The sequence below is a fragment of the Corallococcus sp. bb12-1 genome (assembly GCF_026626765.1).
Lineage (GTDB): Bacteria > Myxococcota > Myxococcia > Myxococcales > Myxococcaceae > Corallococcus > Corallococcus terminator.
This window is the reverse complement of record NZ_JAPNJZ010000031.1, coordinates 93,818-108,960: the sequence shown is the minus strand read 5'-3', so window position 1 is coordinate 108,960 and position 15,143 is coordinate 93,818. Positions and strand designations below refer to the sequence as shown.

Here is a 15,143-nt window from a genome sequence, read left to right as displayed (position 1 = left end):
GCCTGTTCCGGGTGGGCCCAAGCCCGCCGCGGCCGGCTGACGCACAGCCTGCCCCTGGCGAGCCACCGGAGCCCACCCACCCGCGAGGGTCGGTGGGCTTCGTCGTTCCGGACCTCCGCTCTCGCACCCCAGCCGAAGAGCGTCGTTAGCGCCCACCGTGACCTGAAGCCTCCCCCGCCGCCCGTCGCGCCCTGACGTCCCCGTCACCCTTCCGCCCTTCACTTGACGCGCGCCTTCGCTGGCGACGCGAACAGGAGTCCCTTGCCATGAGCACGCCCAACGACCGCCCGCTGCACTTCGACACGCTCGCGCTGCACGCCGGCTATTCGCCCGACCCCACCACCGGGTCGCGCGCGGTGCCCATCTACCAGACGACCAGCTACCGCTTCCGCGACGCGGACCACGCCGCCGCCCTCTTCGGCCTCAAGGAGTTCGGCAACATCTACACGCGCATCATGAACCCCACGACGGACGTCTTCGAGAAGCGCATCGCCGCGCTCGAAGGTGGCGTGGGCGCGCTCGCGGTGGCGTCCGGACAGGCCGCGCAGACGCTGGGCATCCTCAACATCCTCAAGAACGGGGATGAAATCGTCTCCGGTGCCAGCCTCTACGGCGGCACCTACAACCTCTTCAAGGTGACGCTGCCCCGCCTGGGCATCACCACCCGCTTCGTGGACTCCAACCGTCCGGAGTCGTTCCGCGAAGCCATTGGCCCCAAGACGAAGGCGCTCTACCTGGAGTCGCTGGGCAACCCGCGCCTGGACGTGCCGGACTTCGACGCCATTGGCGCCATCGCGCGCGAGGCGGGCCTGCCCCTCTTCGTGGACAACACCGCGCTGTCCCCCGCCCTCTTCAACCCGCTGCGCCACGGCGCGAACATCGTGCTGCACAGCGCGACGAAGTACATCGGCGGCCACGGCACCTCCATTGGCGGCGTCATCGTGGACGGCGGCAACTTCCCCTGGGAGAACGGCAGGTTCCCCGAGCTGACCGAGCCCAACCCCGGCTACCACGGCCTGCGCCTGCGCGAGGCCTTCGGGCCCGCGGCCTTCATCCTCAAGGCCCGCCTGGAGGGCCTGCGCGACCTGGGCCCCGCGCTCAGCCCCTTCAACGCGCACGCGTTCATCCTGGGCCTGGAGACGCTGCGACTGCGCCTGGAGCGCCACTCGCAGAACGCGCTCTCCGTGGCGAAGTGGCTGCAGACGCACAAGAAGGTGGAGTGGGTGCGCTACCCGGGCCTGGAGAACGACCCCGCGTTCACCAACGCGAAGAAGTACCTGAAGGGCGGCTTCGGTGGACTCGTCACCTTCGGAGTGAAGGGCGGCCTGCAGGCGGGGCGCCGCGTGATTGACGGCGTGAAGCTGTGGAGCCTGCTCGCGAACATCGGCGACACGCGCTCGCTCATCATCCACCCGGCGTCCACGACGCACGAGCAGCTGTCGCCGGAGGAGCGCGCCAGCACGGGCGTCACCGACGACCTGGTGCGGCTGTCCGTGGGCCTGGAACACCTGGACGACATCCTGGCCGACCTGGACCAGGCGTTGAACGCGGCCTGACGCCATGCGACCCGTGAGGAATCCCGTGGACATCCCCGCGCGCGCGGAAACGCCGCGCGTCTTCGACCTGTCGCTGCCAGACCTGCCACTGGAGGCCGGGGCTCGCGTGGCCCCCCATCTGGTGCGCGGCTGGTGGTGGGGGCCCCCGGAGGACCTCGCGTGGTTGCAGTCGCGCTCGCGCGTGCACTCGGAAGAGGCGACGCGCGCGGGCAGGCTTCAAGTGGTGCGGCGTTCCGCGTCCGACATGCGGGACGCCGCCGCGGATGCACGTCGCAACGGTCCGCGACGCGCGCCCGAACCGGTGCCCACCGTGCTGCTGGTGCACGCGCTCACCGGGGACATGAACGCGGGAGGCGAAGGCGGCTGGTGGGAGCCCGTCATCGGTCCAGGCCGGCCGTTGGATCCGTCGCGCGTGCGCCTCCTGTGCTTCAACAACCTGGGCTCCTGCTACGGCACCTTCGGCCCCGCGGACGAAGGCTTCCCCCAGCGCACCGACGACACCCGCTTCGGTCCGTCGCCCGTGCTGGCCAAGGGCGACCTGCGCCTGGATGAGCGCAGCCTCCCCGCCACCATCACGCCATGGGACCAGGCGCGCTCCATCCTCGCCGCGCTGGACGCGCTGGGCATCGAAGAGGTGGCGCTCGTCACCGGGGGCTCGCTGGGAGGCATGGTCGTGCTGTGCCTGGCGGCGCTCGCGCCGGAGCGCTTCCAACGCATGGTGCCCATGGCCACGGCGGAGTCCGCGTCCGCGTGGGTGGTGGGCTGGAACCACGTGGCCCGGCAGGCCATCCTGTTGGATCCGGAGTACCCCGAGTCCCCGCGCCGGGGCCTGGAGCTGGCGCGTCAACTGGCGACGCTCACCTATCGCGCGGAACCCGGACTGGACGCGCTCCAGAAGCGGCCGCAGGCGTGGTCGTCGCGGGCGCTGTACCCGGTGGAGAGCTACCTGGAGTATCAGGGCGCGAAGCTGGAGGCGCGCTTCGACGCCCGCTCCTACCTGGCCCTGCTGGGCGCCATGGATCACCACGACCTGGCGCGCGTGCCCACGCCGCGCGGAGGTCCCGGCCTGGACCGCATTCGCGCGAGCACGTTGGCCATCGGCATCGACCGCGACCAGCTCTTCCCGCCCGAACACATGGTGACGCTGTCCCGGCGCCTGCGCGCGCAGGGGCTCCACGCCGAATACGCGGCCCTGTGCAGCGTGCACGGCCATGACGGCTTCCTCATCGAATGGGACGCGCTCGCGCCCCTGTTGCTGCGCGCCCTCGCCCTGCCACCGGGCGTGGGCCGCGACGCCCGCGTTCCCTCTCCTGCCGGCGTCCGCGCCCGGAAGACTTCATGACCGCCCCCGTGAGCATCACCCGCTACGCGCCGTTCCTCCTCGACAACGCCCTGGGCCTCGCGTCCGTGGCCACGCACCTGTCGCGCCGCGATGCAGGCACCACGCGCGCCGCCATCGTGTCCTCTCCGCCCTGGCTCGCCACCGGCCTGGAGGCCGCGCTGTCCATCGCGTTGAAGGGCAACTCCACGCTGGCCCGGCAGGAGCTGGACGGACTGCTGGCGCGTGGCCTGTTGATGCTGGAGGAGGCCGAGCGCCGGCTGGGCGCGCCTCCGGGCTCGACATCGGTGGAGGCGAACGGCACGCGCTCGCTGGCGTCGCTGCTGGAGCCCGCGCGTCGCGCGTTGGATGGAGCCAGCCTCGTGCGCGAGCGGCGGCCCGCGCTGGAGGACGTGGTGCGCGGCACGGGCGAACGGCTGACGGCGGCGCTGCTGGCGCGGCTCCTGGGGGCACGGGGCGTTCCCTCGCTGGAGGTGGACGCGGCGGACTGGACGGTGACGGAAGGCGAGCCCGGACAGGCGCGCGTGAACCGGGAGCACACCCGCGATCGCGTGGCGACGCTGCGGCCCTCGTGGGAGGGACGGCTGACGTTGCACGCGGGCGGACGAGGCCTGTCGCTCGATGGGCGCTCCACGACGCTGGGCACGGGTGGCGCGGACGAGACGGCGGCGGTGCTGGCCGTGCTGCTGGGCACGCCGCTGACGTTGTGGACGGACGTGCCCGGGGTGATGACGGCGGATCCGCTCCACGTCGCGGACGCGCGGCCAGTGCCGCACCTGAGCTACACGGAGGCACTGGAGCTGGTGTACCTGGGCCTGCCCACGCTGCACCCTCGCGCGCTGTCCACGCTGCGCGACGCGGACATCCCGCTGCGCGTGCGCCACCTGCAACACCCCGACGAGCCCGGCACGCTCATCGACGTGCCCGGCGCGGGGGACGGCAGCGTGCCCACGTGCGTGGTGTCGCTGGAGGACCTGGCGCTGCTGGGCCTGGAGGGTGGCACGGAGGAGGCGGCGCGGCCGGTAGGGCCCCGTGCGTTGCAGGCCCTGGAGGCGGCGGGCATCGACGCGTGGATGGCGGCGCAGTCGTCGCCGGGGCGTTCGGTGGCGGTGGTGCTGCACCGGGTGCATGCGGTTCGCGCGGAGGAAGTGCTGCGGAGGGAACTGGCCCCGGAGCTGGAGCGGGGCGCGCTGCTGCCGCCCCAGGTGCGCGCGCCGGTGACGCAGGTGGCGCTGGTGGCGGAGGCGATGGGCCAGGGAGCCAACGTGGCCGGACGTCTATTCCAGCCGCTGGGAGCGCTGGGCATCAACGTGCGCGCCATCGCGCAGACGGCCAGCGCGCGCTCCATCTCGTTCATCGTGGATGGAGGGGAGACGGCGCTGACGGTGCGCACGGTGCACGCGGCCTTCCACTTCGCCCATGAGGAGGTGAGCTTGCTGGTGCTGGGCCACGGCGTGGTGGGCAGCCAACTGTTGGACCAGTTGCGCACGCTGCAACAGACGCTGGAGCAGGAGCACGGCATCAAGCTCAACCTGGTGGGGCTCGCGGACAGTCGGCGGGTGCTCTTCTCGCCGGAGGGCATCCCGTTGAGCCAGTGGCGCGAGCGCATCGAAGCGGTGCCCGAGGGTGCGTCACCGCCCGTGGTGCAGGCCCTGCTGGAGGCGCTGCGGCGGCTGCCGGTACCGGTGCTGGTGGACTGCACCGCGGCGGATGGAATGGAGGCGCTGTACCTGGAGGCGTTCCGCAGCGGCATCCACGTGGTGGCGGCGAACAAGAAGCCGCTGACGCAGCCGCGAGAAGTGTGGGAGCGGCTGCGGAGCACCGCGCACCTGAACCACCGCGCGTACCACTACGAGACGACGGTGGGCGCGGGGCTGCCCGTCATCCAGACGCTGAAGGACCTGGTGCGAACGGGAGACCGGGTGCACGGGGTGGAGGGTTCATTCTCCGGAACGCTCGGCTACCTGAGTCAGCAGTTGATGGATGGGGTGCCGCTGTCGAAGGCGGTGCGCACCGCGCGCGAAAAGGGCTTCACGGAGCCGCACCCGCGCGAGGACCTGGCGGGCACGGACGCAGCACGCAAGGCGCTCATCCTGGCGCGCGAGCAAGGGCTGGAGCTGTCCATGGAGGACGTGGAGGTGGAGCCGTTCGTGCCGCGCGAGTACCTGGAGGAAACGGACGTGGAGCGCTTCCTCACCGGCCTGGAGAAGCTGGACCGGACGTTCACGTCGCGCATCGAGGGTCTGCGCGCGGAGGGCAAGGTGCTGCGCTATCTGGCGCGCATCGACCCGGCAGCGAAGGACGGGCCGGTGCTGCGCGTGGGACCGGTGGCCGTGTCGAAGGAGCATCCGGCGACGCGGCTGCGTGGCTCGGAGGCATTCGTGGCCTTCTCCACGGAGCGTTACGCGGACTACCCGCTGCTGGTGCAGGGCGCGGGCGCGGGCGGTCCCGTCACGGCGGCCGGAGTGCTCGCGGACATCCTGAAGATTGCCCAGGGCCTGCGCGGGCGGTGAGCGGAGGAGGGCCTGTGCACGGCGGCCCTTGAGGCAGGGGCTGCGCCCGGACGGGCGCGGCCTCCTTCCGGGCCTGCGTCTTGTTCGCGGGAGGGGACGCATTCCTCGCCACGAACCTCTTCCCGAAAAGAGCCTTCCCTAAGCGGGAGAACGCTTCGTGGCCGCGGTCCGCTTCGCAATGCCTCGTTGCTTCGCGGGCACAGCTTTCTTCGTGCCCCGTGCCGCACCTTTCTTCGCACCACCCCGCTGCTTCGCGGGCACGGCCTTCTTCGCGCCACGGGCCGCACCTTTCTTCGCACCGCCCCGCTGCTTCGCGGGCACGGCCTTCTTCGCGCCACGGGCAGCACCCTTCTTCGCACCGCCCCGAACCTTCGAGGACGCAGCCTCTTTCGCACCGGGTGCCGCGCCCTGCGTCACACCGCGCACGGCACCGGCCTTCTTGAGATCGGCCGCGCCCTTCTCCGCGAGCCCCTCCTCCAGGGAAGGAGCCTCCTGTGCGTCCTTATCGCCAGCGGGATCGCGCTCCAGGGGACCGGACCGGCTCACCGCCACCTTCCGGCCGGAGAAGGCCCCCCAGTCCTCCAGGGCCTGCGTCCACCGAGCCAGCGTCTCCTCGCGGGTGCCCGCATCCGGCAGCCCCTCCGCATGCAGCGCCACGGTGATTCCGTGCACGGAGGGAATCAGGCGCAGTTGGACGGTGCGTGCCCGGCCCCACTCCTCGCGCTCCAACCGAAGGCGCAGCTGCTTCGCCGGGACGCACCGCACCACCGTCACGCGCGTTCCATCCGGGAGCGAGGTCACCCTCCCCTCCCTCAGCGGAGGCTGGAGCGTACCCACCCAGCGCGCCAGTCCCGGACCCTCACCCCAACCGTCCCAAGCGACGTCCGCCCCCACCGAAAAAGAGCGACGAACACCCGCCTGGAATCCCACCTTCGCTGTCTGGCCTGTCGGCATGTGTCAGCGCCTCCCGGTAGTCTGCGCCCCTTCCCATCACGGAACGGAGTGCCAGATGAACCGACTTCTCAAGGGCGTGTCTCTTACCGGAGCCTTGCTGATGGCCGCGTGTGGAGGGGTTGAATCGGCGCCTGGGCAGGAGCCTGCCCTGGAAGAAGTGGAGCAGGCCATCGCGCCCCCGAGCTGCGGCGTCAATCCCAACCGGTCCGTCACCTTCTACAGCACCTCCGCGAAGACGGTGGAAGTGGGCTGGCGGAGCTGCTCCTGTGATGGCACCGCGTACCTGGAGGGCAGCAGTTCGCCCTACTGGACGTCCATCGTCGTCCAGCACTGCTCCTGAGTGCCAGCAGGGCACCGCGTCCTTCAGGGCGCGGTCGCCGCAGCCCGCGTCACCCCGTGGGGCGGTACCCCGGCATGAGGAAGTTGTCGTGGTCCGCGTACGCGGGTGCCTCCGCCTCGCCGGTGAAGGCGCGCAGGATGCAGTACTCCGGATAGGACGCCTGGATGGTGACCTGGTCTCCCGGCTGGAACACCACGTCCCCGTGCGGGTGCAGCGTCTCCTCCGCGCCCCGGATGAGCGACAGGGCCAGCCCGCCGAAGCGGTCGCGCACCTGGGACACGTTCAGGCCCGGCAGGCCGTCACGCACCACGAACAGCGACACCACCATCAGGTGCTTGCCAATGCGGAACGAGTGCACCAACCGCGGGTCCAACGCCGCCAGCGCCATGGCGGGCGCGGCCAGCGAGGAGCTGGACAGGGCCTCCGCCTTGAACGTGTCGCGCACCTTCGCGCCCAGGTCGTCGTCGAACAGGCGGATGACCACGCGGATGCCCGGGTTGAGCCGCCGTGCGTCCAGCGCGATGTTCAGGTTGGCCAGGTCGTCGTCCGTGGCGCAGACGATGGCGGACGCGCGCTTCACGTGCGTGCGCGGCAGGCACAGCGGGCTGCGCGTGTCGTCGATGAGCAGCGGCACGTTCTCATCGCGCAGCGCGGACACGAACGTCGCGTCCTCGCGCTTCTCCACCACCACCACGTCCTTGCCCATCTCCCGAAGCTGCGTCACCACGCGGTAGCCCACGCGCCCCGCCCCGCACACCACGACGTGGCCCTTCATCGTTTCGGACACCACGGTGACCCACTCCTTGTCGTTCTTGTGCCGGGCGAAGAAGAGGTACGCGAAGCGCACCACGCCATCCACCACCAGCGCGATGCTGATGGGCGGGATGAGGATGTTCAGGCTCTCCACCAGCCAGTCGCTGACGTACGGCAGCGACGGCTGCCCGAAGAGCAGGAAGTAGACGTGGTGCAGCGCCTCTCCGTAGGAGATGCGGTCCCCACCCGGCCCCACGAAGCGCCACTGGAACAGCAGCGGCCCCATCCCGAAGATGACCGCCGCCAGGAGCAGCGTGCTGCGGAACCTGCGCGACAGCGCGCGCAGATACCGCAGGTCCACCATCAGTCGCGCGGAGAAGCTCTTCATGCCGGGGCAGTCTACGCCGCCGGGGTGATGTCCGTGGAGGCTTCCGCCTTCGCGCGGCGCTTCTCGATGAGCCACACCGCCAGCACGCCCAGCTCGTAGCAGAGCAGCATGGGGCCGGCCATCAGCGACAGGTTCACCACGTCGCCCGTGGGCGTCAGGATGGCCGCCGCGATGAGGCACACCACGAACGCGTGGCGCTGGTAGCGGATGAGCCACTTCGACTGCACCACCCCGACGATGCCAAGCAGGGCCATCACCAGCGGCAGCTCGAAGATGACGCCAAAGGCGAGGATGAGCAGCAGCACCAGCGACAACTGCTCATTCATCGTCAGCATGGGACGCGTCCAGCGCGCCGCCTCCGCCTCCGCGTGGCCCTTGGCCAATTCCTTCTGCAGCCGCCACAGGCCCGACATCTCCTCGGCGCGCGTGGGGGCCACGCCCGCGAGCAGGCTCGCGGCCTGGTCCATCGCCGCTTCCGACGTGGCGTAGTCCTGCCGGCCGTAGGCGTTCACCGCCTCCACCCGCTTCTCCACCGCCGCGCGCAGCACGCCGCGCGCGGGGACGCCCAGCCCGTCCGACGCCGCGTCCAGCAGGTCGCCCAGGTTCTTCAGGCGCGCCGTCAGCTCCACGCTGCGGGCGGAGGCGACTTCGGGGTCCTTCACCTGGCCTTCACCGACGGCCGTCAGCGCGGCGCTGGTCTCCTTCGCCAGGTGGCCGGCGCGCTCCACCTCGCCAATGCGCAGGAAGCGCAGCGCGTCCTCCGCGCCCAGGCGCGCCGTGTCCACGCGCTGCTCCAGGGCGAGCGTCTCCTCCTCGCTCAGGAGGAACTTGAACATGGAGGGCAGCACCAGGAAGTAGCAGAACATCGAGCCCACGATGAAGGCCACCGAACCCAGCACCACGAAGGGCGACGCGTACTTGCGCTCCTCTGGGTAGAGCCCCGGCGCCACGAAGCCCCAGATCTGCCAGAGGATGACGGGCGTGGTGAGGAAGATGCCGCAGTACACGCCCACCTTCATCAGCACGTTGATTTCTTCGATGCCGGATGTGTAGACGAGCGAGCGCCCGTCCGCGGGCAGCGCGTCGAGCACCGGCCGCATCAGCAGACCGAAGATGGGCTTGGCGAAGATGAGCGACACGGCACCCAGCACGAGCACCGCGAGCGAACACTTGACGAGCCGCGTACGCAGCTCCGTCAGGTGCTCCGACAGGCTCATGCGCAGATCGTTGAAATCAACCCCTTGGCGGTTCAGGGCTCAGCTCCGTTTCGGCGCGTTGCGCGCCACCGTGCCCGGAATGGGGGCGAGTTGCGGAAGACCATCCGAGCCCAGGCGCGGCTCGGTCCCACCGGCTTCACCGTCAGCTTCAGCGCCGGTCTCGGATGACGCCTCGGGACCCGCCGCCATCGTCAGCGTCACGGCCCCGGCCTCCGCAGACGGCGCGGGTGACTCCGACGCCGTTTCGGGAGCAGGCAGCCCAGCGGGCTCCAGCGACGCGGTGAGCGACGGTGAGGGCTCCGCGAGCAGGTTGGGCATGGACCCGTCCGGCAGGTGGTGCGCGCCGCTGGCCAGCTCCGGGGGCGGGGACGGCACGCGCGTGCCCGGGCGCGGCGGCGGCGGCAGCTCGCGGTTGAAGTCCTCGTCCATCTGGTAGAACTCGCGCTCCACCACGTTGCGCACATCGTCCGTCTGGCGACGGAACTCGCGCATGAACTTGCCGATGGCCCGCGCCAGCTCAGGCAACCGCTGGGGGCCGAGCACGATCAGCGCGGCCACCAGGATGAACACCATTTCGCCTGCGCCGATGTTGAACATGGGTCTTGAGAGTCCCCTTGGTAGGGCGGTCCCGGGTTATCGCCCCGGGAGCGGGCCCGCGCAACCGCCAGTGGACATCCAGCGACCGGCCGGCCACGTGAACAGGGGGCGGGCGGGCGGGCCCCCGGTGCCACCTGGGGCAAAACGCCTCAAGCGTGGGGGTTCGCCTGGGGCGACAGCGGCACCGCCAGCCCCTGGGCCGGGGGGACCGCCAGGGCCCGGGCCTGCTCCCGCGAGTGGACCCGCTTCTCCACCACCCACAGCATGACGGGCACCCCCAGCGACAAACCGATGGACACCCAGGCGATGGTCCCCATGCCCCCCAGCGTCCCGTCCGGCAGGTCCACCAGCAGGCGGGAGGACAGGAAGGCGCCCAGCGCGGCCGCCATGTGCTGCGTCGCGGACTGCAGCGACATGAAGCGGGCGCGCACCGGGTTGTCCGGCACGCGGGAGGTGAGCGTGTTGTACGCCACGTTGCGCACCCCCATGGCCATCATGAAGCCCATGAAGAGCAGCGGGATGGGCAGCCACGCCGGATAGGACACGAAGCCCACGAAGGTGAAGACCGCCGCCAGCAGCACGCCCACCGTGCCCACGCGGAACGAACCGAAGCGGTCCACCAGCGGCCCCGTCAGCCGCAGCGTGACGAAGCTCACGATGCCGCCGGCGAAGTAGATGATCCACAGCCGGTCGCGCGGATAGCCCAGGTTCTGCTGGAGGTAGGCGGAGATGTTCGGGATGACGATGAAGCCGCTCATCATCACCAGCGCCGTCATCAGATACGACAACTGCACGTCCGTCCGCCCCAGGAGCGCGCCCACGCCCGGGGCCCGGGCCCCGCTTCCCCCCGCGTCCAGGTGCCCGCGCACCGGCGGCAGGAGGAGGAGCGCGGCGGCGGCCACCACGAACCCCAGCGCCGCCACCGCGAAGAAGGGCAGCCGCCAGCCGCCCACCTCCGCCACCTTGAGCGCCATGGGGACGCCCAGCACGGACGCCACGGAGAAGGACGCCATCACCGCGCCCAGCGCCCGGCCCCGGCGCTCCGCTGGGATGAGGTCCGCGATGATGGACAGGGACAGCGCCGTCGCCGGCCCGCCGAAGAGGCCCGCGCACACCCGCGCCAGCAGCAGCGTGGACAGCCCCGTGGCCAGGCCCCCCGCCGCGGTGGCCGCCACCAGGCCCAGCATGCACACCGCCAGCGCCTTGCGGCGGTCGTAGCGGTCCAGCATGTAGCCGCCCACCAGCCCCGCGACGCTCGCGGCGGCGGTGTAGCTGCCGCCAATCGTGCCGATGTGTGACGACTCGATGCCCAGCCCCTTCGCGAAGTCGGGGCCCAGCGGCATCACCATCACGAAGTCGAGGATGTTGACGAACTGCACCGCGCCGATGAGCAGCACCACGGCACGCTCGGAGACGGGAGCGGGGGAAGAAGCGGACTCAGCGGACATGAGGAGCGGGCTGCCTTCTTCTTGAGGACTTCAGACGCGGAAGCGCCGCACTTCGGCGCGGAGGATCTCCGCCTGACGCGTGAGGTTGTCGATGGCTTCTTCCAACTGACGCACCGAACGCGTCTGGTGCTCGGACACGCCCTTGATGGTCTCCACCGCCTTGAGCACCTGTTCGCTGCCCTTGGTCTGCTCCTTCTGGGCGCGGTTCAGGTGGGTGACCATCTCGTTGATGCTCTCGATGGAGCGGGTGATCTGCTTGCTGCCGTGCGCCTGCTCCTGGCTGGAGCGCTGCACGTGCTGGGTGAGCGTCTTCATCCGCTCCGCGCTCTTCATGATCTGCTCGCCGCCCCGGGCCTGCTCGTTGGAGGCCTGGGAGATCATCTGCACCGTGGCGGAGATGCGGTGGATGGCCGCCGTCACCTGCTTGCTGCCCCGGGACTGCTCCACCGTGGCGCGCGCGATGGCCTTCACCATCTGCGTGGACTTCTGCGTGCTGTCGTTGATCTTCCGCAAGGCGCCTTCCGCCTCGCGGCCCAGTTGCACGCCCTCCTCCACGCTCTTGTAGCCCTGGTTCATCACCACCACGGCGTTGCGGCTCTCCTCCTGCACGCCCCGGATGAGCTCCGCGATCTCCTTGGTGGACGCGCCCGTGCGCTCGGCCAGGTCCTTGATCTCCTCGGCCACCACCGCGAAGCCCTTGCCGTGCTCGCCGGCCTGCGCGGCGATGATGGCGGCGTTGAGGGCCAGGAGGTTCGTCTGCTCCGCCACGTCGTCGATGACGTTGAGGATGTTGCCAATCTCGGAGATGCGCCGGCCCAGGCTGTCGATGACGCCCGCGGCGGTGCGGCTGGTGTCCTTGATGCGGTCGATGCCGGACAGCGTCTTGCGCAGGGCCTCCACGCCCGTCTGCGCGTCCTCGAAGACCTGTTCGGACAGGCGCGCCGTCTCGTTGGCGTTGGCGTCCACCTGGCCGATGGCCGCGTCCATCTCACTGATGGCGGAGGAGGTGTCCTCGGTGGAGGCGGACAGGTCCTCGATGTTCTTGGCCACTTCCTTGATGGAGTACGTCATCTGCTCGATGGCGCTGGTGGTCTCCTCCACGCTGGCGGCCATGGCCTGGACGTTCTCCGCCACCTCGTCGTTGGTGGCGGCCATCTCCATGATGGAGGAGCTGCTCTCCTCCGCGCTCTGGTAGAGGACCTCTACGTTCTCCGCGATGCCGCGCAAGGAGGCCATCATCTCCACCATGGAGGAGGACGTCTCCTCCACGCGCGACTGCACGGTGCCGGCGCCGGAGGACACGGTGGTGCCGGTGCGGTGGATCTGCTCGATGACACCCGCCACCACGTCGGACACGCCGCGCACGCGGCCCAGCGTGTCGCGCCAGCTCTGCGCCATGCGGTTGAGCGCCTCCGCCAACTGGCCCAGCTCGTCCGTGCTGTTGCGCACCTCCGCGCGGCCGGTGAGGTCCGCCTCCGCCAGCTTGCGCGCCATGGACATCATCGCGTCCAGCGGCTGGAGGATGAACGCGCGGGAGATGAGGAACGCCACCAGCAGGAACAGCACCAGGCCCACCAGGAAGGCCAGGAGCACGGTTTGGCGCAGCGACTGGAGCACGCCGTCCAGCCGCGACAGGTTCACCACCACCACCACTTCTCCAGGCGCGCCGCTCGCGGGCGCCACGGAGACGGACACCGCCTCGTCGCCGTTGGGGAACGGCAGCCCGTTCAGCGGAGGCGGAGGCCCGGACTCCGGCCGGGTGCGATCCTCCAGGGCCCTCTGGAACCAGGCCGGCACCGGCGAGGGGTGGGTGGCCAGGGGTGAGCCTTGGGCATCCACGACGGCCACGACGCTGAAGTCCTCGTCTTGCCGGTAGATGCCTTGCAGGCTGGGAGCCGGCCGGATGCCCCCCTGTGCCACGAGCAGCTCACTCACCTCCTGTGCCTTGGCACGGGCGTGAACGCGCAACCGCTCCTTCAGGTAGCTCTCCACCTGCAACGGGACGACGAAAAAGAGCGTTCCGAGGACGACGGCCAACGCGAGGCCGAAAGAACCCAGGAGGATGCCCCGGAGACCGGGTTTCTTGAGGCGACGTGCCAAGGCCCGCGCACTGTAGGGAGGGTGTGCCACCCAGGGCAAGGAGCGGCCCCTTCCAGCCCGGTCTGCGCCGCTGGGTTCCCGGCCCCAGGATGCGTAAGGTCGTCAGTACGATGACCGCGACGCTGCTGCTCACCGACCCGCTCTTCCTCCAGCACGACCCCGGCGAGGGCCACCCGGAGTCCCCTGCCCGGCTGCGGCGCATCCTCCAACTGCTCGCCCGGACCCCCATCGCGGGAACGGTGATGGCGCAGCCCCGCTCCGCCACCGACGCGGAGCTGGCGGCGGTGCACTCGCCGGCGCTGCTGGCCTCGCTCGCGGGCTTGAGCGGACAGAGCGCGGAGATCGACGGGGACACCTTCGTGTCGCCGGACAGCGTGGACGCGGCGCGGCTGGCGGCGGGCGCGGCGGTGCAGGCCGTGGAGGTGGTGCTCGCGGGCAAGGCCAGGAACGCGTTCGCGCTGGTGCGTCCGCCCGGACACCACGCGGAGCCGGACCGGGCCATGGGCTTCTGCCTCTTCAACAACGCCGCCATCGCCGCGGAGGCCGGGCGGCGGCTGGGCGCGGAGCGCGTGCTGGTGCTGGACTGGGACGTGCACCACGGCAACGGCACCCAGGCGGCCTTCTGGGGCCGGCGCGACGTGCTCTACCAGTCCGTGCACCAGTTCCCCTACTACCCGGGCAGCGGCGCCGCGCCGGAGGTGGGCCGGGGCGAGGGCCAGGGCTTCACCGTCAACTGCGGGCTGCCCGGCGGCAACACCGACGCTGACTACGGGATGATCTTCGAGGAGCTGCTGCTGCCCGTCGCGCAGGCGTACCGGCCTGAGCTCATCCTCGTCTCCGCGGGGTTCGATCCGCACCGCGACGACCCCATTGGCGGCATGGACGTCACCGAGCGCGGCTTCGCGGCGATGTGCACCTCCGTGCGCAAGCTGGCGGAGGAAGTCTGCGGCGGAAAGCTGGTGCTGTGCCTGGAGGGGGGCTACTCGCTGGAGGGCCTGTCCAACTCCGTGCATGCCTGCATCGAGGTGCTGGCGGGACGCGACGACAGCTTCGCTTCCGGCGACGTCAACGCGGACGCGCGACACGCGCTGGCCGCCAGCCGTCAGGCGCTCCAGCCCTTCTGGGCCAGCGTGCGCTGAAGTCCCGGTCCGGACGGAGCAGTCATCTGCCTCCGACGGACTGCCCCCCGCGCGTCGGTGGCGAGCAGCCCGGATTCGCCAGGTCCCTGAACACCAGACCCGCGGAGCCGTCGTGACTCACCCGCCGGACTGGCGGCCCTCAATCGCGCACAGGAGCACGGCGGCGGCGATACCCAGACGCCGATCCAACCGACGCTGGGTGTCCACGGAGAAGTCGAGGTCGATCTTCTGGATGAACGGATTGAAGTGCTGCCGGAAGGTCAGCACCGGCACATCGCCCACGGTGCCGCTGAAGGTCTGCGGGATGAGGTTGGTGAGCAAGCGCCGCACCAGCGCCAGCAACATGCTGTCCTCTTCAATCTTCCCCACCTCCTGACCGTCCACGTCCAGCACCAGCCACTGGTCGCGCAGGATGGAGCGCAGGCCCTTGCGGCGCAGCGCGCCCACGCGCTCGCCCGTGGTCGCGTCGGTGACGTCGTAGGTGGCGCCCAGGTCCAGGATGCTGCGCGCCTGGATGGTGAGCAGCTCCTCCTGCATGTCCTCGCCGCTGTAGATGCGCAGGTCCTCCTTCAACTTGAAGGCCTTCATTTTTGAATAGAAGGCGACGTTGCCCGCTGCGTCGTAGATGTGGAACGCGCCGCCGAACAACTTGAAGAACTTCCGGCGGATCATGTAGCGGCTCTGGCCGAAACGGCCAGCGGCCAGGTCACTGCGAGGACGGGTCTGGAGCGCGGTGGACATGCCGCTTCCCTAGCGCGAAGTGGCAGGCGCGAACAGGGGGCACACCGCGCTCCGAGGG

12 protein-coding genes are annotated in these 15,143 nt (G+C 70.5%); 5 read left to right on the top strand and 7 right to left on the bottom strand.

Annotated elements, in window-relative coordinates:
- Positions 1 to 266 precede the first annotated feature (266 nt).
- Genes OV208_RS37885 through OV208_RS37875 form a run of 3 tightly spaced genes read left to right on the top strand, consistent with a single transcriptional unit; the run spans position 267 to position 5,408 of the window.
- On the top strand, positions 267 to 1,556 hold the full coding sequence (locus OV208_RS37885) for an O-acetylhomoserine aminocarboxypropyltransferase/cysteine synthase family protein (RefSeq protein ID WP_120542741.1): 1,290 nt from the start codon (positions 267 to 269) through the stop codon (positions 1,554 to 1,556).
- Positions 1,557 to 1,560: 4 nt separating this feature from the next.
- Positions 1,561 to 2,898, top strand: coding sequence for an alpha/beta fold hydrolase (locus OV208_RS37880; protein WP_267578829.1), 1,338 nt, complete (start codon positions 1,561 to 1,563; stop codon positions 2,896 to 2,898).
- A complete protein-coding gene (locus tag OV208_RS37875; RefSeq protein ID WP_267578828.1) occupies positions 2,895 to 5,408 on the top strand; it encodes an ACT domain-containing protein in 2,514 nt (837 codons plus the stop codon). The genes OV208_RS37880 and OV208_RS37875 overlap by 4 nt, the downstream gene beginning before the upstream one ends.
- 138 nt (positions 5,409 to 5,546) lie before the next feature.
- On the opposite strand, the gene OV208_RS37870 is transcribed toward OV208_RS37875, so the two are convergent.
- Positions 5,547 to 6,209, bottom strand: a complete 663-nt coding sequence (locus tag OV208_RS37870) for a hypothetical protein (RefSeq protein WP_267578827.1) — start codon at positions 6,207 to 6,209, stop codon at positions 5,547 to 5,549.
- Positions 6,210 to 6,417: 208 nt separating this feature from the next.
- Between OV208_RS37870 and OV208_RS37865 the strand changes: the two genes are divergently transcribed.
- The gene (locus tag OV208_RS37865) at positions 6,418 to 6,702 is read left to right on the top strand and encodes a hypothetical protein (RefSeq protein ID WP_267578826.1); all 285 of its coding nucleotides are present in this window, start codon (positions 6,418 to 6,420) and stop codon (positions 6,700 to 6,702) included.
- Between the two features lie 49 nt (positions 6,703 to 6,751).
- Here OV208_RS37865 and OV208_RS37860 read toward each other — a convergent pair whose 3' ends face one another.
- From OV208_RS37860 to OV208_RS37840, 5 genes are all read right to left on the bottom strand, one after another.
- Complete coding sequence (locus OV208_RS37860; protein ID WP_267578825.1) at positions 6,752 to 7,843, bottom strand: potassium channel family protein; 1,092 nt, start codon at positions 7,841 to 7,843, stop codon at positions 6,752 to 6,754.
- Positions 7,844 to 7,854: 11 nt separating this feature from the next.
- The gene (tatC, locus tag OV208_RS37855) at positions 7,855 to 9,060 is read right to left on the bottom strand and encodes a twin-arginine translocase subunit TatC (protein WP_267578824.1); all 1,206 of its coding nucleotides are present in this window, start codon (positions 9,058 to 9,060) and stop codon (positions 7,855 to 7,857) included.
- A gap of 39 nt (positions 9,061 to 9,099) precedes the next feature.
- A complete protein-coding gene (tatB, locus tag OV208_RS37850; RefSeq protein ID WP_267578823.1) occupies positions 9,100 to 9,657 on the bottom strand; it encodes a Sec-independent protein translocase protein TatB in 558 nt (185 codons plus the stop codon).
- 149 nt (positions 9,658 to 9,806) lie between these two features.
- Positions 9,807 to 11,105, bottom strand: coding sequence for an MFS transporter (locus OV208_RS37845; RefSeq protein ID WP_267578822.1), 1,299 nt, complete (start codon positions 11,103 to 11,105; stop codon positions 9,807 to 9,809).
- A 30-nt stretch (positions 11,106 to 11,135) separates the two neighbouring features.
- Positions 11,136 to 13,205 carry a methyl-accepting chemotaxis protein gene (locus OV208_RS37840; protein ID WP_267578821.1) on the bottom strand — a complete coding sequence of 690 codons (2,070 nt, stop codon included), beginning with the start codon at positions 13,203 to 13,205 and terminating at the stop codon, positions 11,136 to 11,138.
- 110 nt (positions 13,206 to 13,315) lie between these two features.
- On the opposite strand from OV208_RS37840, the gene OV208_RS37835 reads away from it, so the two are divergent.
- The gene (locus tag OV208_RS37835; RefSeq protein ID WP_267578820.1) at positions 13,316 to 14,344 is read left to right on the top strand and encodes a histone deacetylase; all 1,029 of its coding nucleotides are present in this window, start codon (positions 13,316 to 13,318) and stop codon (positions 14,342 to 14,344) included.
- A 117-nt stretch (positions 14,345 to 14,461) separates the two neighbouring features.
- Here OV208_RS37835 and OV208_RS37830 read toward each other — a convergent pair whose 3' ends face one another.
- Entirely contained in the window at positions 14,462 to 15,085 is a 624-nt protein-coding gene (locus OV208_RS37830) for a hypothetical protein (protein ID WP_267578819.1), read from the bottom strand.
- Positions 15,086 to 15,143 lie beyond the last annotated feature (58 nt).

What these genes read in the sequence shown, in the direction of transcription:
- OV208_RS37885 (WP_120542741.1), top strand. Translation starts at nt 267, where the DNA reads ATGAGCACGCCCAACGACCGCCCGCTGCACTTCGACACGCTCGCGCTG.
- OV208_RS37880 (WP_267578829.1), top strand. Translation starts at nt 1,561, where the DNA reads ATGCGACCCGTGAGGAATCCCGTGGACATCCCCGCGCGCGCGGAAACG.
- OV208_RS37875 (WP_267578828.1), top strand. Translation starts at nt 2,895, where the DNA reads ATGACCGCCCCCGTGAGCATCACCCGCTACGCGCCGTTCCTCCTCGAC.
- OV208_RS37865 (WP_267578826.1), top strand. Translation starts at nt 6,418, where the DNA reads ATGAACCGACTTCTCAAGGGCGTGTCTCTTACCGGAGCCTTGCTGATG.
- OV208_RS37860 (WP_267578825.1), bottom strand. Translation starts at nt 7,843, where the DNA reads ATGAAGAGCTTCTCCGCGCGACTGATGGTGGACCTGCGGTATCTGCGC.
- tatC (WP_267578824.1), bottom strand. Translation starts at nt 9,060, where the DNA reads ATGAGCCTGTCGGAGCACCTGACGGAGCTGCGTACGCGGCTCGTCAAG.
- tatB (WP_267578823.1), bottom strand. Translation starts at nt 9,657, where the DNA reads ATGTTCAACATCGGCGCAGGCGAAATGGTGTTCATCCTGGTGGCCGCG.
- OV208_RS37845 (WP_267578822.1), bottom strand. Translation starts at nt 11,105, where the DNA reads ATGTCCGCTGAGTCCGCTTCTTCCCCCGCTCCCGTCTCCGAGCGTGCC.
- OV208_RS37835 (WP_267578820.1), top strand. Translation starts at nt 13,316, where the DNA reads ATGACCGCGACGCTGCTGCTCACCGACCCGCTCTTCCTCCAGCACGAC.
- OV208_RS37830 (WP_267578819.1), bottom strand. Translation starts at nt 15,085, where the DNA reads ATGTCCACCGCGCTCCAGACCCGTCCTCGCAGTGACCTGGCCGCTGGC.